This window comes from Mycobacterium montefiorense, from assembly GCF_025823255.1.
Lineage (GTDB): Bacteria > Actinomycetota > Actinomycetes > Mycobacteriales > Mycobacteriaceae > Mycobacterium > Mycobacterium montefiorense.
Genome location: NZ_JACKVL010000017.1, coordinates 666,956 through 693,917, shown reverse-complemented (window position 1 = coordinate 693,917; position 26,962 = coordinate 666,956). Strand labels below are relative to the sequence as shown.

Below are 26,962 nucleotides of genomic sequence, written 5' to 3'. Positions count from 1 at the left end.
ATTCCAGCCACCGATCCTGCTGATGGGGTGTATCTCGACTACGCGGCGACGGCACCCCTACACCCGGCCGCGGCTCACGCCGCGGGCGTCGGTGCATCCCTGGCCGGGCATCCAGCGAGCCGTCACGGCGTTGGTCGCGCTGCCGCGGCGGCGTTAGAACACGCTCGGCAATCTATTGCCCAGCTACTCGGGGTAGCTGTTAGCGAGGTGGTACTGACTTCCGGTGGCACCGAAGCCAACGCGATGGCCCTGTGGGGACTTTCGCGGCGCATCGATTCTCGGGCCATCTCGTAACGACCGCTATTGAGCATCCATCTGTCCTCGAAAATGCTTACGCTCTAGCAGAATTCGGTATTGATATAACAGTCGTCAACCCTACCCGGTCCGGGCACGTCGAGGCATCGGCCATCGCGGCGGCACTGCGTCCCGATACGGTCCTCGTCTCGGTCATGCATGCGAACAATCACACGGGGGCGATTCAGCCGGTTGCCGAGATCGCGGCCTTGGCGGCGTTCAATCGGGTTGCCTTCCACTGTGATGCAGTACAAACTGCGGGAAAGCTCGACCTGGTGGCTCTCGCTGCAGGTGCCCCACTGATCTCCGTGGCCGCGCACAAGTTAGGCGGGCCCGTGGTATCGGTGCGCTTGCGGTCGGTCCTGGGCATCGAATATTGCCATTGATACGAGGCGGCCCAGAGGAAGATCGACGGCGAGCGGGTACCGAGAATCTCTCGGGAGCAATGGGAATGGCCGCGGCCGCCGAAGTGTGTCTGGCGCGCACATCGCCGACGGCCCGTGCCGCTGTCCGCGCGCGCCGTGAACAGCTAGTTGCGGGTCTGCTCCGCCTGGGCGGCGTTCACCTCAACGCCTCCGGGCCGATGCTCGAAGAGATAGTCAGCGTGCGATTCGATTGGGTGTGCGGCGAGGCTCTCGCCGAAGAGCTTGACATGCGGCACATTTACGTCTCGACAGCGTCGGTCGGCGACGCCGAGGCGGGATCGCAGGTGCTTACGGCGATGGGCCTCAGCCAGCAGGATGCCCGATCGACCATCCGCTACTCGTTGGGCCCCGAGATCTCTGACGATGACATCGATCGTGTTGTGTCGGTAACAGCACAAGCTGTGGAGCGACTGCGCGGCGTCGCAGGCATCCGGTCTGCGCTGCTGCTGTGAGTCGCGGTGTGGCCGCTCTTTGACATCGTCGAAGATGGTGAGTCACTACGCATGCTGAGCCGAAAGTACTTGTAATACGGTATAAGCAGCACTCACACGTGCGGCGTTGGGGACGTTCTTGTTGGCCAGCATGACAATGCCGATCCGCTTTTCGGGTACAAACGCGACGTAGGCGCCGAAGCCGTCGGTTGACCCGGTCTTGTTGAATAGCGTCGGTCCCGACTTGGTGGGCGACATGATCGGTGATAGCGGGTTGGGTTGCATAGCCATGGGGTCGGAGTTGCCGGCGAGAAGCGCATCGAGACTGACCGGGTAGTGATATTGCTCCCAGCCCAGCCCCTGGACCATGCCGTTGACGTCGAAATAGCCGACATGAGTTCCTGATACGGCCCCGCCAAACGGTTCCGCAAGACTGTTGGGCGAGATGTTGGCTTCGACGAAACGGAGCATATCCGCCGCGGAGCTCTTGACTCCGTACGCTTCGGCGGACAATACGCCTGGGGCAACCCGAACCGGTTCGTCGTCGGCGCTGTAGCCCCAGGCGTAGTCCTGCATCCGTGTCTGCGGCACCTCGATGTATGTGTCGGTGAGTCCGAGTCCGGGCAAGATATCACCTTGGACCAGATCGGTAAAGCTTTTGTTCATCGCGATCGCGGTGAGGTAGCCGAGTAGAGCGATACTGGGGTTCGAATAGCGCCGCTGCTGCCCGGGGGGGCGCGTCTGGCCTCCACTGCTGGAAGTAGCTCTGCATCTGTGCGTCGTTGGTCACTTCAGCCGGGAATTGCAGCGGTAGCCCTCCGACGGTATAGGTGCCCAAGTGCAGGAGGCTGGCTTGATCAACAGCGCTGCCCAATAGATTCGGCATGTACTTCCCAGGGTGATCGTCGAGCGAGATCCGGCCCAAGGCCAGCGCGTAGGACACTAGGGTGGCGGTGAATGTCTTGCTGAGCGAGCCGATCTCAAACAGCGACTCCGGGCGCACGGGGGCGCCGCCGTCTTTGGCAGCGACTCCATAGCTAAAATACCGATGTTTGCCATCGACCGTCACTGCGACCGCGATACCGGGGACGTCGTACCGCGCCATCAGCGGTCGAAAGGCACCATCCACCGTTGTCGCGACTAGGTCGGGACTTCCGGCAGCAGGACTAGCAACCATGCCAACTACGCATGCGATCGTCACGGAGACCGTCGTGATCGCTTTTGTGATCGTTCTCAATTGGTATCCTTCGCTGCGCAAGCCCGCAGGTGTCTTGCGCAGTAGCCGTGTTGATTTCAGTACGTTGTGCATGTTCGGGGCGCAGTGTCGTCGACAGGCCTTTGGGATGTTGTGCCACGAGTTGTGGTTCAAACAACCAGAAGTTGCTTACGCGTAAGTATAAGATCATATGCGAATTCCACTACCATATGAACTGTTAGTGAGGGGCGAGAGAAGGGATGGGCCGACAATGAGCGGCATCAGCACCGCAAGCCGACAAACCGGTGTCGATGTCGCGCGTGACTTGGTACGAAATTTGATTCTGCGCGGCGAGATTGCGCCTGGTAGCCGCCTCACTCTTGCGGATCTGGCGCGCAGAGTCGGCGTCAGCGTCACCCCGGTGCGAGAGGCACTACGTGACCTCGCTGCCAGCGGTCTGATTGACATCGATCCGCACAAAGGTGCGCGGGTTCACGCGTTCACCGCCGCCGAGATGGCAGAGACCTACGCACTGCGGTCCCTCCTCGAATCCCGGGCGATGGCAGAAGTCGCCAATCTAGAAGAAGAGGACCGGGTCGTGGCGTGCGCTCTGGCAGCCAAGCTGGCCACTCAGATGGAAGTGGAGTCGGACGTGGTGAATTGGGCGGCATTGAATCGAGACTTCCACGCTCGTCTGGCCGAACCGCTCCGCGAGGCTTGGCCGGTGTTGTTTGACTTAGTCGAGTCGCTTCGGAATAGATCGATGATGGCCATCGCAACCGCGTTGCGATCCCATCCTGACCATATGTCGCAATCTAATTGCGGCCACCGTGCCCTGATCGACGCAGTGCGCGTCGGCGATAGCGACTACGCGGGTCGCTTGACGACAAAGCACTTGGACCAGACCCCGAACGTGTTGTTGCGGTCGTTCGGCTGAGCGCACTGACATCGCTGTGCCGCAGCGCCTTTCAGTATCGAGCATTGAATGGGCGCAGTGTCTCGTAAAGTGCCGTAAAGTGCGCGAACTTCTCGTCGTAATAGCCTCGATAAGCCGTTGTTGGCTCGAAAGTGCGTTCCGGTCTGACGAATCGCTCAGCCGCGTCGCGCAGGCTACCTACCATCTGGATGCCCACCCCGGCGAGCATTGCAGCCCCCAGCGCCGCTGCCTCCGGCACCCTCATCCGCTCCAGCACGATGCCTAACGCGTCTGCACGAATCTGACACCAAATGTCCGACTTCGCGCCCCCGCCGGTGATATTGGCCTGTGAAACGACTTGACCGGACGAGCTCTGCACCGCCTCTAGTGCCCACCGTGCCGAGAAGGCGACCCCCTCCGCGACGCTGCGCGCCATTTCGGGCGCGCCCGTCTGGGAATTGATGCGGGCGAACACGCCCCGCGATGTCGTGTCCCAGATCGGAGCCCGCTCCCCCTGTAAATGTGGCAAGAACAGAGGCACGGCCTCTAGACGATCGCATTGAGCTGTCAGCGCAGACAATTGGTCAAGTGACTTACCCAGGATTTCGCTAAGCCACAGCAGCGCAGCTCCACCGGATTGCGTCGGCGCCGCATGCAGCACGATGTCCTGGTATGGAGGAAACACGACAACCCCAGGCGTCGGCTTTTCTTCCGTCGAGATGATGCCTACGATCTCGCTGGTTCCGCTCTGATACATCATGTCGCCGTGGCCAACCACCCCCGAACCAACCATTCCGGCCCACGCGTCCATCGTGCCGCCTACTACAGGCGTTCCAGCGCAGGGCATCCCTGCGCGTACCCGCCCGGCGATATGCTCAAGGCCGGCTAGCGGCGGTAGCAACTCTCGCGACCGTGGTACTAGCTCGAGGAATTCGTCGACATAGCCGCCGGGCCCCGCTAACCGCACAGCAGAGATCGCGTCGGAGACGACCGCCCCTGTCAACTGCATTACGCAATAATCCTTGGGCAACAACATATATCGAGCCGTCGCGTAGATGTCGGGATGAACTCGCGCCATGTGCGTCATCGTGACAACGCGTGACTGGCATCGATTGGGACAGGTCGGCCCAGCCAAGCGGCGCTCTGTGCCGCACCGATCTGACCGGCGAGCTCGGCGGCGTCTGGTGCGCAGCGGGTGTCCTGCCAGGTGATTGCGGGCACGAGTGCATTGCCACCTGAATCGACAAAGACGTGCGTATTCGCCTGCGAGCTGATGCCGATCGCACCGAGCCGCGACAAATCATGCCGGGATGTGAACTCAGTCAGCGCCCCGACCAGACCTGTCATCCAATCGGCGGGATCCTGTTCGGCGCAGCCGGGCAACGGCCGCGAGATCGGCACAGGCTGTGTGAAGCCGGCAAGGCGCCTCCCCGCACTATCGATCAGGATCGCCTTTACCACGCTGGTCCCGATATCAATGCCGATCAGGCAATCGCTCGCCACGGGTGCTAGTCAATCGCTGCGTTGATATGCATGAATCCCATTGAACCACTGATCGTTTAGCTGTCCCCGGGAGGTGACGAACCTAATCAATTGCGCAATAGGATCCTCTGGCCGCAGATGCACTCGAGAGGTTTCCCAGTCGTGAAGTGCGTGGGGCTGCACGGGTGTTCGAAGGTGCGTCAAGATCTCGTCGAAATTCGAGAGCACGGGGTTGGGCGCATTGTCATCGCGGGCGTAAGTGGTTGGGGCATCTGTGATCTGGGCGTCATCCGCCATGACCCAGTCTTGGGCCTGGCGTACCTGTCGTACCTGTCGCGCAATCGGGTGAGCTCCTGCCACACGTCAGTTACGCCACGTTTGATTGCTTCAGCGGGATTCCTGGCACCATCCAGCCTGGTCGCGACGAGGGCAACACTATCCATCACCTCGTCGAGGTCTCGCGTCAGTATTTCCAGCTGCCGGTCTTTATGGCGGACGACCAGCGCGATCACTGCTTCGCATCGATTGATCAAAGAAGTCAGGGCATCGTACAGAAATGGCACGGTCGCGCCCGGGGGTGGCGACCTGCTCGATCAATTCGATCCGCCTGCTCGTGCTGTGGTCCGCGCTATTCGGCGCCGGCAGCCGTGGGGCCTGTGGAAGTTCTGCACGGATCCATTGCCTTGGCGCGCAGTCTAGTCGCGCGGTCGTATTGAGCCGACATGATTGCGCGCTTGTAGTGTGGGTTCGCGTCGGCGCGCCGTAGCACGACCTGGGCGGTAACTCGGCCCGCTGGCGTCGTCATGGCGTGCCCTCGTAGCTGTTGCCGCGCTGGCTCTTTCGATCTTCCCGGCAGTTCAGTTGCTGTTTGAAGACACGATGCGTGCTGATCCATGTTGTCGTGCTCGCGGCAATGTTCAGGTGGCCATGCATGCCTGCGCCATCGCGCGCCAGTACCCCATGCTGGTAGCTCTCGAATGCCAGACTCATATGATGTTCAGATACTTGACTAAGCGTATAATATCCATACGTTATGATGTTTGGACACTGTCGACGGAGGTCGGACCAAGATCGCGGAGTTGATTGCCTAGTGCCGGCGAGGCCGCCGCCCACGTGTTGATGCACGTCCCGGGCGTGGGTCGCGATCGCAGGGCGCCGGGTAGGCCTAGCTTTCGAATCCGAATGACGGGGACCCCTGGTTGCCGGGTTTCATACGAAATATATAATCAACATATTCATATATGCCGAAGTGTCGGACGTGCATCGATCTTCTATGTAAGTAGGCCGCGTACTTGGGTCGACTTGAGAACGGGGCGAGAGGAGGCCGGTATGAGGATTTGCATCGTGAATATTGCTGCGTTGGTGGTGATCTCGCCGGTCGTGGTTAGCCCTGCGCCGGCATCCACCGATATTCAAGCGAAGGTAGCGTGCGTACAACTCGATCAACTCACGGGAAACCGGTGGCTGCCGGTAGCGTCTGCTACCAGCTGATTAATCGCCGATGGATTCAGTGAGCCCGTTCCCGCGCGGCACTTCCGCCGAATGTGTCTCGTGCCCGGGACGGCGCCGTAGCCATGAATTGGTCTTGAGGCCGGGACGTCGTCCGCCTTGTCTGACCTGGCACGGGGCATGGCAACCTGCCACGACCAGATAACTTTCAGCAGCCTAATAAAATAGTTCGGAACGCCAAACTTCTGAGCTACAGTCGGGTTGCACCATCGAAGCAAACGAGAGGTAACAGTATGCCGGGATATCGGTTGCCGGACCTGACCTACGATTACGCAGCGCTTGAACCAGTTCTTAGCAGACAGATCATGGAGCTCCATCACGGCGCGCACCACGCGGCCTATGTGAAAGGTGCGAATGCGACCGCCGCGCAGCTCGCAGAAGTTCGGGCCAGCGGCGATCTCGAGACTCTACCTGGTTTGGAGCGCACCTTGACCTTCTTTCTCGCCGGGCATGGCTTGCATTCGATGTTCTGGCGCAATCTTTCGCCCGATGGCGGCGGTGAGCCCGACGGGGAACTGGGTGCGGCGATCGGCGAATTCTTCGGCGGATTCGATGGCTTCCGTGCAGAGATGACATCCGTCACGACCACCGTTCAGGGTTCAGGCTGGGGCGCGCTGGCTTGGGATCCGATCGGGCAGCGTCTCGTGATACACCAAATTCACGACCACCACTTCAACCTGAACATAACCAGCGCTCCATTGCTCGTATTCGACGCCTGGGAGCATGCCTTTCATATGCAATACCGGAACGGCAATGACTACGTCCAGCAGTTGTGGTCACTGGTGGACTGGGCTGACGTCAGTGCCCGGTTCGACGCGGCCCGAGCCGGCCGAACCCTCGGTGTCGTCAGCTGCGCTGTGATGAGTGAATTGGGTTGAGCCGACGGTGCATACGCGATCTACTTACCAGGCATCCACAACCCGCTACGGGTCACCGATCACATTGAATTCAAAACAAGATGTATGACTGAACTCCATGCCTGATGGTGCGAGATTGCATCGTAGATCGTGATTCGTCACGCGGTCATGGCACGCGATTACTTCGTCACCTTGCGTCGAGACGCACTACCTGGAGGTGAATATCACTGTGGCGACTGTGAATGCGGCAGCCCGCCAAGCGCCGCACCAGGGGGGCTATCAAGCCAAACTAGGTAGCACTCTTGATACCCAGGATGATAGAGATCCCGACGCGGCCCACGCGAGGCCTCTGCTGATCCGGTTGGCCGTTGCCGCCCTTCTCTTCCTGCCCCTGGCCGACCTGGCCGTGATGTACCGCGGAGCCTCACACCCGATTCACCGGGTGGCAAAGGGTTTTGACCGCGCTTATCTTCCCGATCGTAACTTGGGCGGCATGGCCGATCCACCGCGTTGCGATTCGCAATGCGCGCCAACGTAATAGTTCGATGGAAACGCTAGCCGCGGTGGCTATCACCGCCGCCACGATCTGCTCGGCATACACCGTTTTTGTCTTCGGTGATCAGCGGCCTGTGGAGGCTAAGACTGCATGGCAGGCGTTGCTGTCAAGCGACGCCATCTATTTCGAGGTTGCCGCGGGTGTAACCGTTGTCGTGCTGGCCCAACGCTATTTCCAGGCGCGCGCCAAGGCGAAGGCAGGAAGCGCTCTGCGGGCCCTGGTCGCGCAGCGTGTCAAGGATGTTGGCGTCGTGGGGCCGGACGGGTCTGAGATCGTGATCCCTGTCGTCGAACTCAAAGAGCAACAACGCTTTCTAGTACGCCCCGGGCAGACGGTCGCCGTAGACGGCCTGGTTGTTGACGGGTCGGCCACCGTGCACGCCAGCGCCCAGATTGACGAAGCCGACCCGATCCGTGTCGATCCCGGCGCACAAGTAATCGGCGGCACCGCGGTGCTCGAAGGCAGGTTGGTCGTCGAAGCCGCTGGGCCAGGCGAGGACGCCGAATTCACCGACATCGTCCGCATGGCCGAGCAGGCGCAGACCCAGCAACCCGACGCACAACGATTCGCCGACCGCATCGGCTCGGTGTTCGTTGCCTTTGCCTTAGCCGTGGCGGCCCTGACAGCCGTCGAATGGCTATTCACCGAAAATGAACTCACGCGGGCATTCTCGGCTGCAATCGCCGTGCTCGTCGTAGCATGTCCATGCGCGTTGCAACTAGCGACCCCGACTGCGATGACACTCGCCTCGAGCCGCGGGGCCCAGCTCGGAATCTTCTTCAAGCGCTATCAATCGATGCAAACCGGCCGTGTCGCCGACACCCTGGTGTTCGTCGAAGTCGACGGTGAACCGTGCGATCCGACGGTCCACAACCGCGGCATCCGAACTGTCCTGGTGACCGCCCGCAAGGCTCCATCCCTAGCCCGCCAGGCTGACCACCGCGGATTCGACGAGGTTATTGCCGACGTTGCGCCCGAGTCCATCGAAGATGTCATAACGCAGCTGCGCGTGTTTTGGGCTGTGGGCTACCACGTCGTCGCGATCCCGATCGCCGCCGCGGGATTACTCAACCCCCTGGCCGCGGTCGCGGCGATGGCATTCTCGGCGTTGTTCGTGGACTTAAACAGCCTGCGGCTGTGCAACTTCGGGAGTGCACTGGGCACCGCGAATCGCCGCTCTCGCCTGCGAAGGTTTCGACGATAGCGCGGCCATCAAGCGGGGTTCACTCGATAATGCCAGATCCTGCCGTCGCGCATTTCTGGAAGGCCTTCCGCGCGAGCGGAATCGTGTCTGACCAAGCGCGGCCGGCCCCGCTGATCGTAAAGGACGACCGCATGCCATGGCGTGGTCCATCCGCTGTCGGGCTCTACGGAAGGGATAAGACTCACCCCGAACTTGTCCGCGCCCAATGGCTGCGGGTGGATCGAAAGCCGCACTGCGCGTGGCATGTAGCTGTGCACGATCGCCCCCCAAGCCTTGGATCGCGCCAATACCCGGTAGGCACGTCGCGTTGCTTCGCGCTGTTGCTGCGACGAGGTCGCGGTGCTGTCCCCGGCATCTTCGCGGAGGAATCGGGTCATTCCCCGGATGACCCGCGCAACCTCACGATCGGTCCGGGCTTGCCGGCGGAGGCCTTCAACCGAGCCCATCCATCCCCGCTCGAGGCGCAAGCGCTTGTTTCGATCTCCTCGGTACCCCACATGTCCTGCAAGTCGAATGTGTTTAGGCTACAGAGGTTCTCGTCCTGAATTAGCCTCGCGAGGTCGTCCTTGTAAACGGTGACAGTGCCGTCGCAGACGCCGACGATATCGGCGAACACATGCCCGTCCGAGCAGATTGTCAGCCGGGCGCCCGGAGCGTAGATAGCTGCGATTTCATCACATAGATTTTGGAGGGTCCGCAGGGCCAGCCGCTCGCCTTCGTCGGGACGTGTTCCGGCCACCTTGTTCAGATTCGGTGACTTGCAGGGAAATGCGGGCAACGCAAATTCGATGGGCTCATTGCCGAGTAAGAAGTCAAGAATCCGTATCCATTGGGGCCGCAGGCTAACCCATGCCGGGGCCTGGCGGGACTCGGAACCATGCTCGGCGAGGTCTTCACCAGCGAACACCCGCCGATACCTGACCAGGATCTCAATGATGGATTCGGTCAGTTCGGCGGCCTTGGTCGTGCAGAACTGGTATTCGGCCAGATTTGCAACAGTCATGGGCGGCCCAGCTTCTGTGAATAGGTGGCGGGTAGCGAGCTGACGGCTCGGGTCAGGGGCGCGGTTGACCATCGCAACTCGTTGCGCTGCGCGGAGATGGCAAGGTCGGGTAGGCGAATCAGCAGCGCGTGCAGTGCTTCACGCAATTCGATACGGGCAAGCGCCGCCCCCGGGCAGGCATGCGGTCCGAATCCGAATGCCAAGTGCGGATTGGGTTCTCGGTCGATATCGATGTCGTCGGGAGCGGGAAAGACCCGAGAGTCCCGGTTGGCGGCCCCGAGCGCGACAATGACCGAATCCCCAGCCGGAATGGGGGTTCCGAACAGATCTGTCGGCGCATCGAGGAAACGCCAGGTGGTCAGTGAGAATGCGCTGTCATGGCGCAGGAATTCCTCGACCGCGCGAGCCAGGTCTGTTGGTCGCGTCCTCAACCGCTCAGCCAGGCCCGGGACGCCGAACAGATCCAGCAGGCACAGTTGCAATTGTGCGGATACCGGATCTTGCCCGGCGACAAGCAGTTGGAAGATCATCGAATCGCGCTCGTGGCCGGTGATATTTCCGGTGTCGCTAGCGCCGATGACCTTCGCCAAGATGCTTTGATCGTCGCCGGAGTCTCGAATGGTCGTGACGACCTCGGCGATATAGTCCTGCAGTTCGTGCAGCCTCCTCTCGTAGATTGCGCGATCCGGGTGCCGCGGACCGACAGGTGCGACGACCGAGCCCCATGCTCGATCGAACTTGTTGCGCAATTGCGGGGGCAATCCGATTGCCCGCGCCAGCGCCAGAAGCGATAGTGGCGCAGCCAAAGCCGATACCAGATCCACCGTTGCTGGGCCCGACGCCGGGTCTGGGAAGTTGTCGATGAGATCGTCTATGTCCGACCGTATCTCGGTGCGTAGACCTTCGGTACGCCGCGACGACAGCGCTCCCGCGACAAGGTGACGCATGCGCTGATGACGCTCGCCATCGACATGGAGGAGATGGGCCTGAAGCTCAGAATGCTGTGGTTCGGGCATGATTGACGCGTTCGCAAGGAAATGGGGGTTCGCCCGGCTATGGTCCTTTCCCAGCCGGGGATCGGTGCAAGCACGTCGGGCCACGTCGTGCCCCGTGATGAGCCAGGCGTGGACCGCGGGAAACTGAACCGGATGTACGGCCCCGCTGTTGGTTAGATCACGAAACAACCGGTAGGGGTCCTCGTGATAAGCATCGCCCTCCAATCGAACGCGAGCCACCGCCGGGTCAGGGGCTCCGAAAAGTTCCTGCTGTGCTGGGCACCTCCCCGAGGACATACGCGGCCCCTTTCTCTCGCTGTTCTGTTGACTTCGGCTACCCATCAGTGGCGCCCGGTGATCTCCGACGGTGTCTTCGGCGAAGCAGTAGACGGGGCCTGCCGGTGATCTCGTCGCGTATCAACGAGCCGTCCACGCCGAAGACATGGCGAAGCGTCTCGGGGATAAAGGTGTGTTCGGGAGTGCCGACGCTATGAACGGTTCCCTCGTGAAGGACAACAACTTTCGCTGCGTACTGCGCGGCCAGGTCGAGGCTGTGCAGCGCAGCAATGACGCCGACTTGCAGCGACGAACAAAGTTCGAGCACTTCAATTTGATGTTCTGGATCCAGGTGATTGGTCGGTTCATCGAGCACCAGAACCTGTGGTTGCTGGGCCAGCGCCCGGGCGAAGAGGACGCGTTGCCGTTCACCACCGGAAAGCGTGGAAACAGAACGATCCGCCAGGGTGTTGCATCGGCACCGATGCAAGCAATCATCAATGATTTCTTCATCGTGAGAGCTGAGCCGACCAAATGCCCCTAGGTGAGGAGAACGCCCCAAACTGACGGTCTCGCGCACAGTGAAGTCGTATCCGCCATGGTGGTCTTGCCCTAGAGCTCCAATACTGCGCGCAATATCTCGGTGCCCCAAGGTATTCCACGCATCGACGCCGTCGAGCAGGATCCGTCCTGATCGCGGTCGCAGGGCTCGGTAGACGGACTTGAGCAGGGTAGATTTTCCACTACCGTTGGGTCCGACGAGTGCCACGAATTCGCCTGGATCGACGGTGAATCCAGCGTCGACGATCGCCGGGCGGTGTGAGTACGCCACCGCAACGTTGTCGATCGTCAATCTCACGCTAGACCCACCGTGCTAGTCCGGCTGCGGCCCAAGATGCCGAGGAAGACAGGAACGCCGATCGCCGCCGTCAGGATGCCGATGGGCAGCTCACTCGGAGCCAACACCAGCCGCGCCGCTGTATCGGACCACACCATGAGCAATGCTCCGAGCAAGGTGGCAACCGGAATCGATCGGCGATGGTTGGCACCGACCAGCAGTCGGGCCAGATTGGGGATGATCATTCCGACAAAGCCGATTGTCCCTGAAACGGCCACCGCGGTTCCGGTCAGCAAGGTGATGACCCCCAGCAACACCAAACGGGTCCGATGGGTGTTAAGTCCAAGTGCGGCAGCGGCATCGTCGCCGAGTACCAACAGATTCAATTTTCTGCTCAGCATTCCCGACGCGATGCAGACGGCGGCTACTACTGCCGCGCACGGAATGGCGAACAGCCATCGTGCGCCGGCGATGCTGCCCAGCAGCCAAAACAGCACCTGCTGTTGAGCATCCGATCGTCGGGTATGTAACAGCAGAAATGAGGTCAGCGCCGCAAGAAACTGACCAATGGCACATCCGGTCATCACCAATTTTCCGGGGACCAGTCGGCCCGATGACCTCGACAAGCCGAAAACCAGCAGCGCGGTTACCACGGCCCCCGCGACTGCCGCACATGGCACGGCAAGCATGCCTAGGCCGGCTGCTACCGTGGTCGTGACGACCAGTACCGCCCCCACGCTCGACCCCGACGAGAGTCCAAAGATGAACGGGTCCCCCAAGGGATTTCGGATCAGGGCTTGGCTTAGCAGTCCGGCTAACGCCAGGCCCGCTCCGATCGCGATACCCTCCACCACCCTCGGGGCGCGCAACTGCCAGATGATGAAATCATTTGGCAAAGAGCCGGCTTGCCCACCGCAGAGATGAGCGACGAGGACGCGAGCCACTGCAGTGGGCGAAACCCAGACCGGGCCCAAGCCAACCGAAACAATCATTGATGCCAACGTCGCAGCCAACAGCGGCCAGGTTAGTGCCCAAAGCGGAACTTTCGCGAGTGTGGCTGCCACGCGGTCGCCCCGGTGCTGCGTTTTCATGTCGGCGGTTGCCGTAGCACGCGGGCGATGCGAGCCACGGCCTCACCGTTGAGCACGCTCGGTGAGATCGCAATGCTTTGTGGGACAGCGACCAACCGCCCCTCGCGCACTGCGGTGGTTGCGGCTAACACGGGACTTTGGCGGATCGAGGCCGTCAATTCCTGGTCACTGACCGGTGCAAAACCGGTCACGACGACGATGGCTTGCGGGTCGCGCGCCACTACCACCTCGGGACTAAGGCTGGCGAAGTCCATGTCGATGTCGCCGGCGATGTTGCGACCGCCCGCCAATGCGATCACTCCGTTAGCCAAACTCCTTGCGCCTTGGGTCAAGACGGGTTGCCCGCCAACGGGCGCAGCCGACAAGACAAGAACACGCATCGGGGTAGCACCGGGTGCGGGCCGGACACGGTCGAGCTCTCCGCGGATGCGTGCGTTCAGCTCATTGCCGCGCTGGGTGACGTTGAGAAGCTTTGCCGTCTGATCGATGAATGTTGTGGTGACCGATAGATCTGGCACCGGCCCCGGAATCGCGGGGTCTTGACACGCCACGATCACCTCCGCCCCGGCTTCGTGTAGCTGCTGCACCGTGGGAGTGCCGTCGAAGCCGCCGAAGCTGTACAGCGAGACCCCGACGACGAGGTCGGGCTTTGCATTGATCACTGCTTCCGCGGAGCCGCGCTGCGAGTCGATCACCGGGATGCGAGCGAGCTGACTTCTTTGTGGTTGAGCGAACGCATCAAAGAAGTCCGGACTCGCCGTGCCGACGATGCGATCACCCACATCCAACTCGGTGAGGATTGCCGCAGCGCCGCCGTCCATCGTCACAATCCGCTGCGGCGGCGCCGATAACGACGGCGCTGAGGGGCAGGGGGGGGCTTGCGGATGCACAAGCATCGGTTTCGATGCATTCGCGCCGGTGTGATATGGGAGGGGGCCCGGCGAGCACGACGACAGCACGCAGGCGAGCGCCGTCACCCCCGCAGCTATCCGTGTTGATCGAAGTCGCGGCCGACCGGTCATCTCGCACATGCGGTTTGGTTCCCCCGTTGTCGCGACGCCGCGAGCGCGACGGTTCCTGCGAAAGCGGCGGTGCCTCCCAGTAATACGGGTGCCAGCGGAGCCACCAGGTGCATCGCCCCTACCGCGCAGGCTGGACCTGCTGTAAACCCGACATTGCGGGCTAACTGACTGCTGCCGCTGAGGATCGCGCGTTCCGCTGTGGTGTGAGCTCGGCTGAACAGCAATGCCTGGGTGGGAGCTCCGTACAGTCCCATGCCTACGCCGGCTATTGCCAGTCGCCAACCGGTTTGCATTGGGGTCCAGCCAGAGGGCATATCAAGGAAGAGCAGGGCGGCGACTCCCACGACCACACCGCCGGCACATGCGACCGTGGTGGCAGAAAGTCGATCGGCCAGTTTCCCGCCGATAAGGCCAAAAACGGCCATTGTCAATGGGAATGCCATCAGTGCTGCACCGGTGCCAGCGGGGTCTATGTGATTCGCGGCGTCTTGCATGGTCACCGAAACGGTGTAGGTCAAGACGACAAACCCCAAAGCCAGTAAGGCAATCGCGACATGGATGGACTTCGTCGCAGTGTGCCGCAGCACCGTAGTTTGGCTTCGCCCAAAAGCTTTCACCCACACCACCAACAGCGCCCCGCCGGCCACGGCAGCCACCACCATTGACCACCCGCGTGCGAATCCACCGATCGCAAACAACAGCAAGGCAATTCCGGCCGCGCTGATCACCGCGCCGGTGCTCTCCCGGCGCCAACAGAACGTCGGCGTCGTGGTGTGCCCCGGGTCGGGCGGGCGGGTCGATGCCGCCGCAAAAAGTACAAGCGCCAGTACGCATACGGGAACATGGAGTAAGAAGACGCTGCGATAGTCGAAGTGAGCCACCAGGAACCCGGCCACACCCGCGCCGACTGCGCCGCCGAGGGGGCCGCTGATCACGGGCACGCTCATCGCACGACCCAAAAATGCCGGAGGTGCGGCCGTAGCGGCAAGTAATGGCATCTGTACCAACAACGCCGACGCGCACACCCCCTGGGCGACCCGAGCCGCGACCAACCAGGACATCGTGTCCGCGACTGCGCACAGCGCCCCGGACACGGTGAACAAAATGATGGTGACAGGCACGGCGATTCGCATGCTGATCGAGGCGAATAGCGATCCGAAGAACAGTAGGAGTGCCGCAACTGGGATCTGGTACCCCAACAAGATGAACGACGCCACCGCAGTCGATGTGTCGAAGGCTTTCATCACCGAGGGGACGACTACAGTCGCGACATTACCGTCGGCCATGGCCACGAAAGACATCGCTCCGGCGACGGCGACCATGCGCCAGTTGACGCCCTCGATGTCCTTTTCAATCAGCGATTCTCGCGCGCTGCGCAAACTGCCCTCCTGGTTAACGGATCTTCAGACCCACTGGATTGGCTGCGGCAATCCGTCGAAATCTAAACTGCCCCTCGGGCGAATCCATCGACGCGATGGCGGGCACGTTCAATCGCCGTGGATGGCTGCCCGCTATGCATGGTCGACGCCCCAGGTGCTGGGCACTAGCGGCGCAGTCCGGTCTATGTCTTCGACAAAGGGTCGTAGATCAACCCCCTGGGTTCGCGTCCGGTGCGGGCGGCACCGGAGCAACCCATCGGGCCGGATCCCTTTGCGGACGACCATGATTCGGGAACGCCCGACAGGTCCTGGTGTGGTTCATATTCCAGGTACTCATGTCGGTGAGCGCGGTCGTTGATCTTGGTCTTTGTTCGCCGGCTTACCCCGGCTGATCCAGCAGTAACGCTGGTTGCCGACTGCGGCGCGCTGCTGGGTGCAGCGGCTCTGATCGCGGTAGTCGCCGGTGGGCCTAGCCGACCGCCGGGATCGGGAGTACCGGCCGCGGCATAGAGCGACGGCGCGTTGGGTGCCGGTGGCGCCGTGGCCGGTGCCGATGTGGCGGCGTGCGCGGGCGCCGCCGGAGCGGATGGTGGCGTGCTGGTGGGTCCCGTGAAAACGGACGGGGCGATCATCGGTGTGAGCCGCTGGAACGCGGACGGGCTGGGGACGGGCTGCAGTGGAGCGGCGGGCGGAGCAGCCTGGATGCCCGGTGGGATAGCGCCGAGGGCTGCCAGGCCGCCCACGCCCGCGGCCGCGAGAAGCGCGCCGGGGGCAATCAGGGGGAGCAAATAGGGCGCGGCCAATATCAGTAGCTGACTCGCATGTACGAGAGCCATCGAGGCATAGATAAGGACGAGGAAGAAGCTCCCGATGCTGGGATGTAGAAACAAGTCCGGGATCAGTTGGAAGAGCAGTGTCTTCAAAGTGCCGAGAAGACCGTTCAGGATCTGCTGTGGAGTAAAACTTGACGGATCCAGCAGCCATTTGATGAAAAACTCGTATTGCTGTAGCAGGGTTTGGATGAGCCACTTGATCTGGTTCCAGAAGCCGTCCGGCGGCGGGGGAGGTCCCATGCCATCGTGCATGCCGGACGAACCCGGCTCGTCCATGGCGAGGATGCGGGGGGCGGGTGTAGTGACTGGTGACGACGCCAACGCTATCGCAGATGTCACTTGGTAAAGCGACATCGTTTGAGCAGCCTGGATCCACATTCGGGCATAATCTGCTTCATTGAGAGCAATCGGAATAGTGTTGATGCCAAAGAAATTGGTGCCAACCAGGACGGCATGTAGGGCGTGGTTGGCGGCTAACTCCGGGAGGGTTGGCATTTCGGAGACCGCGGCGATGTAGGCGGCCGCGGCCGTGTCGTGTGCAACGGCCCTCATGGCGCTATCGGCGGCCGCCTTCTCCAGCCAGGCCAGGTAGGGGCCGTGTGCCGAGACGTAGCAGTCACTGCTCGGCCCCTGCCATGAACTCGTGCATGTCGCGGCGAGCAGGCAACTCAACTCGGCGGCGGCCTGGGCATATTGATCGCTCAGGTACTGCCACTGCGCCGCCGCAGCTAGCAACGATCCTGGACCTGGGCCGCTGTCCAGCAGGCTCGAATGCACCTCCGGAGGGAGGGCCATCCATATGGGCGCAGTCACACTACCTCCTCGCGCGATGCCATACAACATCGACTGAGCTAACTGTATATAAATCGTAAAATCACATAATGTCAGCGCGACGAGGCAACTGACGTTCCAGTGAGTAGTCGGTGCGAGAGGCAAAAAAGTTCCCGGCCACCCGCCAAACTTGACCAGAGCTCGCTGATTCTAAGCATTTTCAGCATGAGAAGTCCTGGTACTGTGCGCAAGCATGCGCACGGATAGAGACACGTGGGACATCACAACTGGTGTCGGTTCGACGGCGCTATTCGTTGCTGCAGCACGCGCCCTGGAGGCTCGCAAACTCGCACCGCTCGCCGTTGACCAGTACGCCGAACTCTTTTGCCGCGCCGCTGGAGGCGATTGGTTGGAGTTACTCGACGGGGCCGCCCCCCACCACAAGCTCTGCACCGATGACTTCGGTCAGCACTTCGTGAACTACCAGGGCGCGCGGACAAAGTATTTCGACAGGTTCTGTGCTTCTGCAATCGCGGCGGGGATACGCCAGGTCGTTATTCTAGCCGCCGGTTTGGATTCTCGCGCGTACCGATTGCAGTGGAACCCTGACACCGTGTTGTTCGAGCTGGACCAGCCGCTGGTTCACGCATTCAAACGACGAGTGCTGACGACGACCGGCGCCGTTGCGCGCACCACCCGACGCGAGGTGGCCGTCGATCTGCGGGATAACTGGGGTAAATCCTTACATGACAACGGTTTTGACCCCACGCAGCCGACTGCGTGGTTAGTCGAAGGACTGTCGATGTATCTCGGCGGCGATACCCAAGGACAACTCTTCGACGCTATCGCGACACTGTCGTCACCCGGTAGCATGGTCGCCCTCGAGCAGATGGCGGTTCAGCCAGATGTGGTGCTGGACAGGTTGTCCGACGACGCCGCCGAACGCGGCGACGCTGGCGAGCTGAGATTCCTGTCGCTGATCTGCAACCAGCGACGCGACGAGGCCGCCACGTGGTTTCGGTGTCACGGCTGGCAGGTCGAACGCATCGAGCTGCTGGACCTCTTGAACGCCAGCGACCGGGCAACACCGGAGATAGGCGGGCATGCCTGGTTCATGTTCAGTGCCCTTAGCCTCGTCACCGCCGTGCGAGCCGGATAGCTCTTTGCCGACGTCGAGCTGTTCGGCGAAGTAGCCTTTTCTGCGATAGCTTTCAAGCATGGTCACCATGCCCGCGTTAGATGGCGTTGAACATCGGTACGTAGATCTCGGCGACGGCGTGACAATCCACGTCGCCGACGCCGGACCGGCCGACGGGCCGCCCGTGATGCTGGTGCATGGCTTCCCAGAGAACTGGTGGGAGTGGCACGAACTGATTGGCCCACTGGCCGCCGACGGCTACCGGGTGTTGTGTCCGGATCTGCGTGGTGCCGGCTGGAGTTCGGCGCCCCGATCGCGGTATCTGAAGGCCGAATTGGCCGAAGATCTGGCGGGCGTGCTGGACAACTTGGGCATCGAGAAGGTGAAGCTGGTCGCCCACGACTGGGGTGGACCCGCCGCGTTCATCATGATGCTGCGCCATCCGGAGAAGGTGACCGGCTTTTTCGGACTGAACACCGTGGCGCCCTTCGTGAAGTTCGATCTGGCGGCGGTCCGTGACCTCTGGCGATTCTGGTATCAGGTTCCGATGTTGTTGCCCGTCATCGGGCCCCGGGTGATCAGCGATCCCAACTCGCGATTTCTCCGATTGCTGGGTTCCTGGGTCGGCGGCGGGTTCACCTTGCCCGACGACAGCGTCCGACTGTACATCGAGTGCATGCGCCAGCCCGGACACGCGGAGGCCGGTTCGCGGTGGTATCGCAGCTTCCAGACCACGGAGATGCGCCGCTGGATTCGCGGTGAGTACAACGACCATCGCGTTGAGGTACCGGTGCGCTGGCTAAGCGGTACCGAGGACCCGGTGGTTGTTCCGCGGCTATTGGACGGATACGCCGATCGCATCAGCGATTTCGACGTAGAGCTAGTCGATGGCGTCGGCCACTGGATCGTGGCGCAGCGACCAGACTTGGTGCTGGACCGGTTGCGCGCGTTTCTGGAACTCTGAGTTACTCGACGCCGATGGTGACTTCGGTGGACTTGATGAACACCGTCGCGGGCTGACCGACCTTGAGGCCGAGCTCGGTCGCCGCGTCCTTGGTGACCGACGATGTGATGACCTGATCGCCGCCGTCGAGCTTGATCTTGACGACTGCCATCACGGTCCCGAGATCGACCGCGGTGATGGTCCCTTTGAGCTGATTTCGTGTGGATAGCCGCATTGCAGTCCTTAGGTGTCTAGGGGTGCGATGAGCCTAACCCGGCGATCGGGCCTATTGCCGAGGACCGAGCAGCGCAACGCAAGCATCCACGGCCGGTTCGACGATCTCGCGGACCGGGTGAGCGTCTTCGACGGCGAGCGCGGTTAGTTCGCGCAGGCCGCCGAGCAGGATCACGGCCAGCGGCGCGGTCAACGGAGGTAGCTCAGCGCGCCGGAACCCGGCGCTGGCGCTGAGGTCGATCAGTAGGTCGGACAGCAGCTGTAGGCCGCGGCGCTGGACGGGGCGGCCGACGGGGCCCAGCGAGGGGAGCTCTCGAATCCAGCTCAAGGTGATGGCCGGCCGGGCTTCGATATAGGCGACGTAGGCCTCGACGGCCTGACGGATCTGCTGATGCCAGTCGGCATCGGGATCGACCGCGGCTGCGATGCTCTCGCCGAGCTTTTCGATGTCGGCGGCCAGCAGCTCGAGGAAGCACCCTTCCTTGCTGGCGAATTGGTCGTAGAACGTGCGCTTGGACGTGCGGGCGTGGCGTACCACGTCGGCAACGGTGCTGGCGCGGTAGCCACGTTCGCCGATCGAGGTGGCCAGGCCGTCGAGCAGCCGGAGCCGAAACGGATCGCCGAGCGGCGCGTCGTCCACCGCTGCGATCGCCGTCGTCGCGGATGGCATGGTTGGTGGCCCTTTCGGTGGATGCACCCTTGTCAGCTTTGGTACCACAGAGTACCGTACCAAGAAGGATCTGTGGTACACCGCGGTACCAACCCCGATCCGGGGCAGATATTGGGAGCAATGACGCTATGAGCGAAGTAGTCACCACCGCACCAGCGGCCTCCCCGGTCAGATTGCCCCCGGCGGCTCCGGTGCCAAAGATATTGCAGGGCTTTGGTTTTTCGATGTCATCGGCGACTGATGATGCGACGACTCTCGCGCCGCTACGGCAACGTCTTCACGCTGCGCCTCCCGATGTTCGGGCGCGCCATAGCGGTCAGTGACCCGCAGCTGGCCAAGCAGATCTTCACCACCAGTCCCGACGAGCTCGGCAACATCCAGCCCAATCTGAGCAGATTGTTCGGCTACGGTTCGGTATTCGCGCTCGAGGGCGACGATCATCGCCGCCGGCGAAGGCTGTTGGCGCCGCCATTCCACGGCAAGAGCATCAGGAACTACGAGAGCATCATCGAAGAAGAAACGCTGCGCGAGACCGCCGACTGGCCGCAGGACAGGTCGTTCGCCACGCTGTCGCCGATGATGCGGATCACCCTCAACGCAATCCTGCGGGCGGTCTTCGGGGCAGATGGCGCCGAACTCGACGAGCTGCGCCGGCTTATCCCACCGTGGGTCACCCTCGGCTCGCGCCTGGCGGCACTGCCGAAGCCCAAGCGGGACTACGGGCGGTTCAGCCCATGGCACCGGCTGGACAGGTGGCGCCGGCAGTACGACACCGTCATCGAGAAATTGATCGCAGCCGAGCAGGCGGACCCCAACTTCGCCGATCGGACCGACGTCCTCGCGCTGCTGCTGCGCAGCAGCTACGAAGATGGTTCGACCATGTCGCACAGGGAAATTGGCGACGAGCTCCTGGCGCTGCTGGCTGCGGGGCACGAAACCACCGCCTCGACGCTGGCTTGGGCATTCGAGCGGATCAGCCGCCACCCCGAGCTGCTGGCGGCGCTGGTGGCCGAAGCCGATAGCGGCGGCAACGAGCTGCGCCAGGCGACGATCCTGGAAGTCCAACGGGCACGAACCGTGATCGATTTCGCCGGTCGACACGTCTACCCGGAGACGTATCAACTAGGCGAGTGGGTGATTCCGCGCGGTTATTCGATCATCGTCGGTATCGCACAACTTCACGACAATCCCGATGTGTGCCCCGATCCCGGGCGCTTCGACCCGCAGCGATTCATCGGGGCGAAACCGTCAGCGCTGTCCTGGATTCCGTTTGGCGGAGGAACTCGCCGGTGTGTAGGGGCGGCATTCGCCAACATGGAGATGGACGTGGTGCTTCGAACGGTGTTGCGCGACTTCACTATTGAAACCACGGAGGAACCAGACGAGCACTGGCATTGCCGTGGGGTCGCGTTCACGCCGAAGGACGGCGGCCGGGTTGTGGTGCGGCGGCGCTAAGCCGACGCGCCCTTGCCTTCTCGGACGGGCAGCTTCCAGCCGGGGCGGATGTAGTGGCAGGTGTATCCGCTGGGGTAGCGCTCCAGGTAGTCCTGGTGTTCGGGCTCGGCTTCCCAGAAGTCCCCGGCGGGACTGACCTCGGTCACGACCTTCCCGGGCCATAGCCCCGAGGCCTCGACGTCGGCGATGGTGTCCAGCGCGACCTGCTGCTGCTCGTCGTCGGTGTAGAAGATCGCCGACCGGTAGCTGGCGCCGCGGTCGTTGCCCTGCCGGTCCTTGGTGGTCGGATCGTGGATTTGGAAGAAGAACTCCAGCAGCGTGCGGTAGTCGGTGGCCGTCGGGTCGAATTCGATCTCGATGGCCTCGGCGTGCGTGCCGTGGTTGCGGTAGGTCGCGTTGGGCACGTCGCCGCCGGTGTAGCCGACGCGGGTCGAGACCACCCCGGGCTGTTTGCGGATCAGGTCCTGCATGCCCCAGAAGCAGCCGCCGGCGAGGATCGCCTTTTGCGTGTTCGTCATGTCATCGCCTCGTTTCGCTCGGACCGAATGGTCGCAACCTCCCTCCGATTATCCTGATGTTCGCCACCGGGTATAGCGGCGAGGTGAAGCCCTCGACAAACCGCGGTAGAACGTGTTCTAGTTTTTGCGTGAACAGCCCGCAATTCTCCCGTAGTGAACTCGCCGATGCCTTTGCGAAATTCGAGGCGACCGTCGATGCGGCGGCGCAATCGCAGGACTGGGACGCCTGGGTCCAGCACTACACGCCCGACGTGTTGTACATCGAACACGCGGCGGGCACTTGGCACGGGCGCGACGAGGTCCGCGAGTGGATCAGTGCGACGATGGGCAGCTTTCCGGGCAGCCACATGGTCGCGTTTCCGTCGCTGTGGTCGGTCATCGACGAGGCAGGCGGGCGCATCATCATGGAACTGGACAACCCGATGCGCGATCCCGGTGACGGCACCGTCATCGGCGCGACGAACATCTCGATCGTCACCTATGCCGGCGACGGCCTGTGGCGTCAGCAAGAAGACATCTACAACCCGCTGCGCTTCGTGCAGGCCACGTTGAAGTGGTGCCGCAAGGCGCAGGAACTCGGCACTCTCGACGAGGCGGGCGCGCAGTTCATCGAGCAGTACGGAGGGGCCGCCCAGTGAGCGCCAAACCCAAATTTGTGATCGGCGCCAACGGCTTTCTGGGCTCACACGTCACCCGTCAGTTGGTCGCGGACGGGGCGCAGGTACGGGTGATGGTGCGCGAAGGTGCGAATACCCGGTCCATCGACGACCTCGACGTCACGCGCTTTCACGGCGACGTGTTCGACACCGCCACGGTGCGCGAGGCGATGGACGGCGTCGACGACGTGTACTACTGCGTCGTCGACACCCGCGCGTGGCTGCGTGACACGGCGCCGCTGTTTCGCACCAACGTCGAGGGGGTGCGCAACGTTCTCGATGTCGCAGTCACCCAGCCCCTGCGCAGGTTCGTTTTCACCAGCACCTACGCGACCGTGGGCCGCCGGCACGGTCACGTGGCAACCGAAGACGACGTGATCGCTTCCCGCGGGCTGACTCCCTACGTGCAATCCCGGGTCCAGGCCGAAGACCTGGTGATGCGTTACGTCGCCGACGCCGGGTTGCCCGCCGTCGCGATGTGCGTGTCCACGACGTACGGCGACGGGGACTGGGGCGGCACTCCGCACGGTGCCTTCATCGCGGGCGCGGTATTCGGCAAGCTGCCCTTCCTGATGAACGGCATTCAGCTCGAAGTCGTCGGCGTCGACGATGCCGCGCGGGCCATGATCCTGGCCGCCGAGCACGGCCGCATCGGCGAGCGCTACCTCGTCTCCGAGAAGATGATGGCGCTCAACGATTCGATCCGGATCGCGGCCGACGAGGCCGGTGTCGCGCCCCCGCAACGCGCGATCTCGGTTCCGATGCTTTACGCCCTGGCCGCGGCGGGCACGTGCAAAGCCAAGCTCACCGGCACCGACGCTCAACTCAGCCTCGCTTCCGTGCGGATGATGCGCGCCGAAGCGCCCGTGGACAGCGGCAAGGCAAAGCGGGAGCTGGGCTGGCAGCCGCGCCCGATCGAGGAATCGATCCGCGAGGCCGCCCGATTCTGGGCCGCGATGCGCACCCCGCGAACGGCCGCGCAACCCGAATAGGCTCGGTCCATGGACCGGATACGCGTCGATCTGAACGGGCCGCCGCAGACGATGCTGGCGACGCTGTACGCCAAAGCGCTCGACGCCGACGCCCCCAATTCGATCCTACGCGATCAGTACGCCAAAGCCGCCGTGGCGCGCATCGACTACGACTGGGCCGCAACGACTATCGATGCGCGCACTGCCCCGTCGGTCGCCATTCGCAGCGCGCATTTCGACAATTGGGCTCGCCAGTTTCTGGCCGTGCACGACGAAGCCGTCGTGCTGCACGTGGGGTGCGGTCTGGACTCCCGGGTGTACCGGCTGGATCCCGGTCCGGGAGTGCGGTGGTTCGACGTCGACTACCCCGAAGTGATCAGCCTGCGCGAACGGGTCTACCCGGTGCGCACCAACTACCGGATGCTGCCGGCCTCGGTGACCGACCCGTCCTGGGTGGCAGAGATACCCTCCGACCGTCCCGTGCTGTTCCTCGGTGAGGGCCTGACGATGTACCTGACGAAAGACGACGGGCTGGGCCTACTTCGACGCGTCGTCGATCGATTCGGATCTGGCGAACTTCAGTTCGACGCGTTCAACACATTCGGTATTCGGGCGCAGCTGATCAATCCCGTGGTCCGCCGGTCCGGCTCGAAGCTGCGCTGGGGTATCGATGGGCCGAGCGACATCGTCGACGCTGTTGCGGGGGTGCGGGTACTGGTGTGGGAATCGGTCTTCGACAGCGACACATTCGAGATGGTGTCACCGTTCGTACGCTGGGTAGGCGCAGCGATGGCGGCGGTGCCGGTATTGCGAACGATGTCGCAATACCATCGCTACGCGTTCGGGCCGGCGCAAGCCGGGAAGTCCTGAGCGCCTGCCGGTGTTGCACTGCAAAGCCTGAGGAGGAGCAAGCATGACCCACAAGGAAGTCCTGGAACCGAACGCCGGTCACCCGATCACCATCGCGCCGACCCAGGGGCGGGTCCAGGTTCGCGTCAACGGCGAGGTGGTCGCCGACACCACCGCGGCCCTCGAATTGCGGGAAGCCACTATCCCTGCGGTGCAATACATTCCGCGCAGCGACGTGGCGCAAGACCGGCTGACCCGCACCGAGACCGTCAGCTACTGCCCGTTCAAGGGCGACGCGAGCTACTACGCCGTGACCACGTCGGCCGGTGACACCGTCGAAGACGTCATCTGGACCTACGAGCAGCCGTTTGCCGCGGTGGCCGAGATCGCCGGGTACGTCGCGTTCTATCCCAATAAAGCCGACATCAGCGTCATCGCCGAGTAGGCTCGGGCACCGGCGCTATTCGCCCAGAAATTTGGCGTAGCCGCGGGTGTCCCCGTATTCGCGCATCGAGACGATCAGCCCGTCGCTGGTCTCGAAGATGCACACGAACGGGGTGTCGTATTGCTCGCCGTCGGGCTTGATGCCGGTGGCATGTGCCTCGACTACCACGGTGTCGCGTTCGTTGATGCAGCGGAGCAAGTCAATGGTGAGCTCGACGGACTGCGTGCGCCGGTCGGTCGCACGCCGCAGGGACTGTTTGTCGTAAGAGTTGCGGGTGTACAGGCTCCAATAGCTGAAGTTCTCGCTGAGCAGCGCGAAACCCTCGTCGAGATCGCCGTCTGCGCTCAGGCTCTGGAGGAACATCCAGGCCAGCTCGGCATTGGGAGCGTCGAACGGCGTCATCACATCGCAATATTGTCTTGGGTGGTAGTGGACGGTCAATCAGAATGGGATTCCGGAGTCGCCGGTGAACAGCGTGCGCATCGTGACGTTCCCCGGGGCGGTGAGCTTCGGGCACACGCTGGCGCCGCTTCGCCGTGGACCCGCAGACCCTTGCTTTCGCGTTCCGGGTGACGGGACGATCTGGCGGACCAGCCTGCTGCCCAGCGGACCCGTCACCGCGCGCCTGCGCCGGGTGGCCGTCGCTGCGGCGCACTGCGAGGCGTGGGGGAGTGGCGCCGCGGAATTCGTTGAGCGGCTACCCGCGCTGCTGGGTGCCTGCGACGACGCCTCGGACTTCGTGCCGACGCATCCGACGGTTGCCGCGGCGTACGGCCGTGTTCCACACCTGCGTCTGGGCCGCACCGGGCAGGTGCTGGAAGCCCTGATCCCGGCGGTCATCGAGCAGCGGGTGCCCGGCGCCGATGCCTTTAGGTCGTGGCGGGTGCTGGTGTCCAAGTACGGCACACCGGCGCCGGGCCCGGCGCCGGCCGGCATGCGGGTGCTGCCTGCGGCCGAGGTCTGGCGGGGCATCCCCTCGTGGGAGTTCCATCGCGCCAATGTCGATCCGCGGCGGGCCCAGACCGTGGTGACCTGCGCGCGCCGGGCGGACTCGCTGGAACGACTGGTGACCCGGCCGGCGGCGCAGGCGCGCGAAGCGCTCACCTCACTGCCGGGAGTCGGGGATTGGACAGCTGCCGAAACCGCGCAACGGGCGTTCGGCGATGCCGATGCCGTCTCGGTGGGCGACTACCACATCCCGAAGATGATCGGCTGGACACTGGCAGGCCACCCGGTCGATGACGACGGCATGCTCGAGCTGCTGGAACCGATGCGACCGCATCGCCACCGGGTGGTTCGCATGCTCGAAGCCAGCGGGCTGGCCTACGAGCCGCGCCGCGGCGCGCGACTACTGGTCCAGCAAATCCACGCTCTCTGACCGGTCGGTGTTTTCGAGCCGGCTCTTCGGGTACCCGTCGTGAATTGACGGATACGAAACGCAGGGAGCAATCGATGACTCAGTTCACCATTCCGGGATTGACTGACAAGCAGGGTGCGCGGCTGGCGGAACTATTGCAGAAGCAGTTGAGCACCTAAAACGATCTGCACCTGACACTGAAGCATATTCACTGGAATATAGTGGGCCCCAACTTCATTGGTGTGCACGAGATGATCGGCCCCCAGGTGGAGGCGGTACGCGGCTTTGCCGATGATGTCGCCGAACGCATTGCGGCCCTTGGTGCTTCGCCCGAAGGCACGCCGGGCGCTATCATCCGCGACCGTGCCTGGGACGACTATTCGGTCGGCCGGGACACCGTCCAGGCGCACTTGGCGGCGCTGGACCTGGTCTACAACGGCGTCATCGAGGACATTCGCCAAGCTATTGACGAGACAGACGAACTCGACCAGGTGACGCAGGATTTGTTGATCGGTCAGGCCGGTCCGCTGGAGAAGTTCCAATGGTTCGTCCGCGCTCACTTGGAGAGCGCCGGCGGCAAGCTGAGCCACGAGGGCAAGAAGACGGAAAAGGGCGCTGCCAGCACTGCGCGCCGTAAGTCGTAGGGCGG

At 62.8% G+C, this 26,962-nt stretch carries 24 protein-coding genes and 5 pseudogenes; 13 read left to right on the top strand and 16 right to left on the bottom strand.

Annotated features, from left to right (window positions below):
• A pseudogene (locus H7K34_RS26830) lies at positions 1-1,171 on the top strand (cysteine desulfurase family protein).
• Between the two features lie 45 nt (positions 1,172-1,216).
• Here the strand turns inward: H7K34_RS26830 and ampC are convergent.
• Positions 1,217-2,327 (bottom strand): annotated as a pseudogene (gene ampC / locus H7K34_RS27005) (class C beta-lactamase).
• Positions 2,328-2,616: 289 nt separating this feature from the next.
• On the opposite strand from ampC, the gene H7K34_RS23230 reads away from it, so the two are divergent.
• Positions 2,617-3,282, top strand: a complete 666-nt coding sequence (locus H7K34_RS23230) for a GntR family transcriptional regulator (RefSeq protein WP_264064334.1) — start codon at positions 2,617-2,619, stop codon at positions 3,280-3,282.
• Positions 3,283-3,313: 31 nt separating this feature from the next.
• Here the strand turns inward: H7K34_RS23230 and H7K34_RS23225 are convergent, their stop codons facing one another.
• From H7K34_RS23225 to H7K34_RS23215, 3 genes are all read right to left on the bottom strand, one after another.
• A complete protein-coding gene (locus H7K34_RS23225) occupies positions 3,314-4,072 on the bottom strand; it encodes a xylulokinase (RefSeq protein ID WP_264064333.1) in 759 nt (252 codons plus the stop codon).
• A 272-nt stretch (positions 4,073-4,344) separates the two neighbouring features.
• Entirely contained in the window at positions 4,345-4,764 is a 420-nt protein-coding gene (locus H7K34_RS23220) for an FGGY family carbohydrate kinase (RefSeq protein ID WP_264064332.1), read from the bottom strand.
• A 780-nt stretch (positions 4,765-5,544) separates the two neighbouring features.
• Positions 5,545-5,733: a hypothetical protein gene (locus tag H7K34_RS23215; protein WP_264064331.1), complete on the bottom strand. Its 189-nt coding sequence runs from the start codon at positions 5,731-5,733 to the stop codon at positions 5,545-5,547.
• A gap of 752 nt (positions 5,734-6,485) precedes the next feature.
• On the opposite strand from H7K34_RS23215, the gene H7K34_RS23210 reads away from it, so the two are divergent.
• Together H7K34_RS23210 and H7K34_RS23205 are read left to right on the top strand one after the other, a co-directional pair.
• Positions 6,486-7,130, top strand: coding sequence for a superoxide dismutase (locus H7K34_RS23210; RefSeq protein WP_264064330.1), 645 nt, complete (start codon positions 6,486-6,488; stop codon positions 7,128-7,130).
• A 181-nt stretch (positions 7,131-7,311) separates the two neighbouring features.
• Positions 7,312-8,869, top strand: a pseudogene (locus H7K34_RS23205) (P-type ATPase); the annotation flags it as partial.
• An 8-nt stretch (positions 8,870-8,877) separates the two neighbouring features.
• Here H7K34_RS23205 and H7K34_RS27000 read toward each other — a convergent pair.
• The 8 genes from H7K34_RS27000 to H7K34_RS23170 all read right to left on the bottom strand — a co-directional run bounded on the left by H7K34_RS27000 (position 8,878) and on the right by H7K34_RS23170 (position 17,119).
• The gene (locus H7K34_RS27000; protein WP_372510840.1) at positions 8,878-9,315 is read right to left on the bottom strand and encodes an L-tyrosine/L-tryptophan isonitrile synthase family protein; all 438 of its coding nucleotides are present in this window, start codon (positions 9,313-9,315) and stop codon (positions 8,878-8,880) included.
• A complete protein-coding gene (locus H7K34_RS23200; protein ID WP_264064329.1) occupies positions 9,243-9,872 on the bottom strand; it encodes an isocyanide synthase family protein in 630 nt (209 codons plus the stop codon). Before H7K34_RS23200 ends, H7K34_RS27000 begins: the two co-directional genes overlap by 73 nt.
• Positions 9,869-10,819: a cytochrome P450 gene (locus H7K34_RS23195; RefSeq protein WP_264064328.1), complete on the bottom strand. Its 951-nt coding sequence runs from the start codon at positions 10,817-10,819 to the stop codon at positions 9,869-9,871. Before H7K34_RS23195 ends, H7K34_RS23200 begins: the two co-directional genes overlap by 4 nt.
• Positions 10,820-11,201: 382 nt before the next feature.
• Positions 11,202-12,002: an ABC transporter ATP-binding protein gene (locus H7K34_RS23190; RefSeq protein WP_264064327.1), complete on the bottom strand. Its 801-nt coding sequence runs from the start codon at positions 12,000-12,002 to the stop codon at positions 11,202-11,204.
• A complete protein-coding gene (locus tag H7K34_RS23185; RefSeq protein ID WP_264064326.1) occupies positions 11,999-12,973 on the bottom strand; it encodes a FecCD family ABC transporter permease in 975 nt (324 codons plus the stop codon). Before H7K34_RS23185 ends, H7K34_RS23190 begins: the two co-directional genes overlap by 4 nt.
• 95 nt (positions 12,974-13,068) lie before the next feature.
• Positions 13,069-13,893, bottom strand: coding sequence for an ABC transporter substrate-binding protein (locus H7K34_RS23180; RefSeq protein WP_264064325.1), 825 nt, complete (start codon positions 13,891-13,893; stop codon positions 13,069-13,071).
• Positions 13,894-14,090: 197 nt separating this feature from the next.
• Positions 14,091-15,473, bottom strand: coding sequence for an MFS transporter (locus tag H7K34_RS23175; RefSeq protein WP_264064324.1), 1,383 nt, complete (start codon positions 15,471-15,473; stop codon positions 14,091-14,093).
• A gap of 182 nt (positions 15,474-15,655) precedes the next feature.
• Positions 15,656-17,119, bottom strand: a complete 1,464-nt coding sequence (locus H7K34_RS23170; RefSeq protein ID WP_264064323.1) for a PPE family protein — start codon at positions 17,117-17,119, stop codon at positions 15,656-15,658.
• 211 nt (positions 17,120-17,330) lie between these two features.
• On the opposite strand from H7K34_RS23170, the gene H7K34_RS23165 reads away from it, so the two are divergent.
• Together H7K34_RS23165 and H7K34_RS23160 are read left to right on the top strand one after the other, a co-directional pair.
• A complete protein-coding gene (locus H7K34_RS23165) occupies positions 17,331-18,236 on the top strand; it encodes a class I SAM-dependent methyltransferase (protein WP_264064322.1) in 906 nt (301 codons plus the stop codon).
• A gap of 58 nt (positions 18,237-18,294) precedes the next feature.
• Positions 18,295-19,179, top strand: a complete 885-nt coding sequence (locus tag H7K34_RS23160; RefSeq protein ID WP_264064321.1) for an alpha/beta fold hydrolase — start codon at positions 18,295-18,297, stop codon at positions 19,177-19,179.
• Between the two features lies 1 nt (position 19,180).
• On the opposite strand, the gene H7K34_RS23155 is transcribed toward H7K34_RS23160, so the two are convergent.
• Both H7K34_RS23155 and H7K34_RS23150 read right to left on the bottom strand, forming a co-directional pair.
• A complete protein-coding gene (locus H7K34_RS23155; RefSeq protein WP_108922005.1) occupies positions 19,181-19,393 on the bottom strand; it encodes a TOBE domain-containing protein in 213 nt (70 codons plus the stop codon).
• A gap of 51 nt (positions 19,394-19,444) precedes the next feature.
• On the bottom strand, positions 19,445-20,062 hold the full coding sequence (locus H7K34_RS23150) for a TetR/AcrR family transcriptional regulator (RefSeq protein WP_264064320.1): 618 nt from the start codon (positions 20,060-20,062) through the stop codon (positions 19,445-19,447).
• Between the two features lie 128 nt (positions 20,063-20,190).
• Between H7K34_RS23150 and H7K34_RS23145 the strand changes: the two are divergent.
• A pseudogene (locus H7K34_RS23145) lies at positions 20,191-21,517 on the top strand (cytochrome P450).
• Here H7K34_RS23145 and msrA read toward each other — a convergent pair.
• Positions 21,514-22,035 carry a peptide-methionine (S)-S-oxide reductase MsrA gene (gene msrA / locus H7K34_RS23140; RefSeq protein WP_264064319.1) on the bottom strand — a complete coding sequence of 174 codons (522 nt, stop codon included), beginning with the start codon at positions 22,033-22,035 and terminating at the stop codon, positions 21,514-21,516. The pseudogene H7K34_RS23145 and the gene msrA overlap by 4 nt on opposite strands.
• A 128-nt stretch (positions 22,036-22,163) precedes the next feature.
• Between msrA and H7K34_RS23135 the strand changes: the two genes are divergently transcribed.
• The 4 genes from H7K34_RS23135 to H7K34_RS23120 are packed head-to-tail and all read left to right on the top strand — an operon-like array spanning position 22,164 to position 24,956.
• Positions 22,164-22,673, top strand: coding sequence for a nuclear transport factor 2 family protein (locus H7K34_RS23135; protein WP_264064318.1), 510 nt, complete (start codon positions 22,164-22,166; stop codon positions 22,671-22,673).
• Positions 22,670-23,683: an NAD-dependent epimerase/dehydratase family protein gene (locus H7K34_RS23130; protein WP_264064317.1), complete on the top strand. Its 1,014-nt coding sequence runs from the start codon at positions 22,670-22,672 to the stop codon at positions 23,681-23,683. Before H7K34_RS23135 ends, H7K34_RS23130 begins: the two co-directional genes overlap by 4 nt.
• A gap of 9 nt (positions 23,684-23,692) precedes the next feature.
• The gene (locus tag H7K34_RS23125) at positions 23,693-24,532 is read left to right on the top strand and encodes a class I SAM-dependent methyltransferase (protein WP_264064316.1); all 840 of its coding nucleotides are present in this window, start codon (positions 23,693-23,695) and stop codon (positions 24,530-24,532) included.
• A gap of 43 nt (positions 24,533-24,575) precedes the next feature.
• Entirely contained in the window at positions 24,576-24,956 is a 381-nt protein-coding gene (locus H7K34_RS23120) for a DUF427 domain-containing protein (RefSeq protein ID WP_264064315.1), read from the top strand.
• A gap of 15 nt (positions 24,957-24,971) precedes the next feature.
• On the opposite strand, the gene H7K34_RS23115 is transcribed toward H7K34_RS23120, so the two are convergent.
• The gene (locus H7K34_RS23115) at positions 24,972-25,358 is read right to left on the bottom strand and encodes a nuclear transport factor 2 family protein (RefSeq protein WP_264064314.1); all 387 of its coding nucleotides are present in this window, start codon (positions 25,356-25,358) and stop codon (positions 24,972-24,974) included.
• 49 nt (positions 25,359-25,407) lie between these two features.
• Between H7K34_RS23115 and H7K34_RS23110 the strand changes: the two genes are divergently transcribed.
• Both H7K34_RS23110 and H7K34_RS23105 read left to right on the top strand, forming a co-directional pair.
• Positions 25,408-26,334: a DNA-3-methyladenine glycosylase family protein gene (locus H7K34_RS23110; protein ID WP_372510869.1), complete on the top strand. Its 927-nt coding sequence runs from the start codon at positions 25,408-25,410 to the stop codon at positions 26,332-26,334.
• A gap of 74 nt (positions 26,335-26,408) precedes the next feature.
• Positions 26,409-26,957: pseudogene (locus H7K34_RS23105) on the top strand (Dps family protein).
• Positions 26,958-26,962 lie beyond the last annotated feature (5 nt).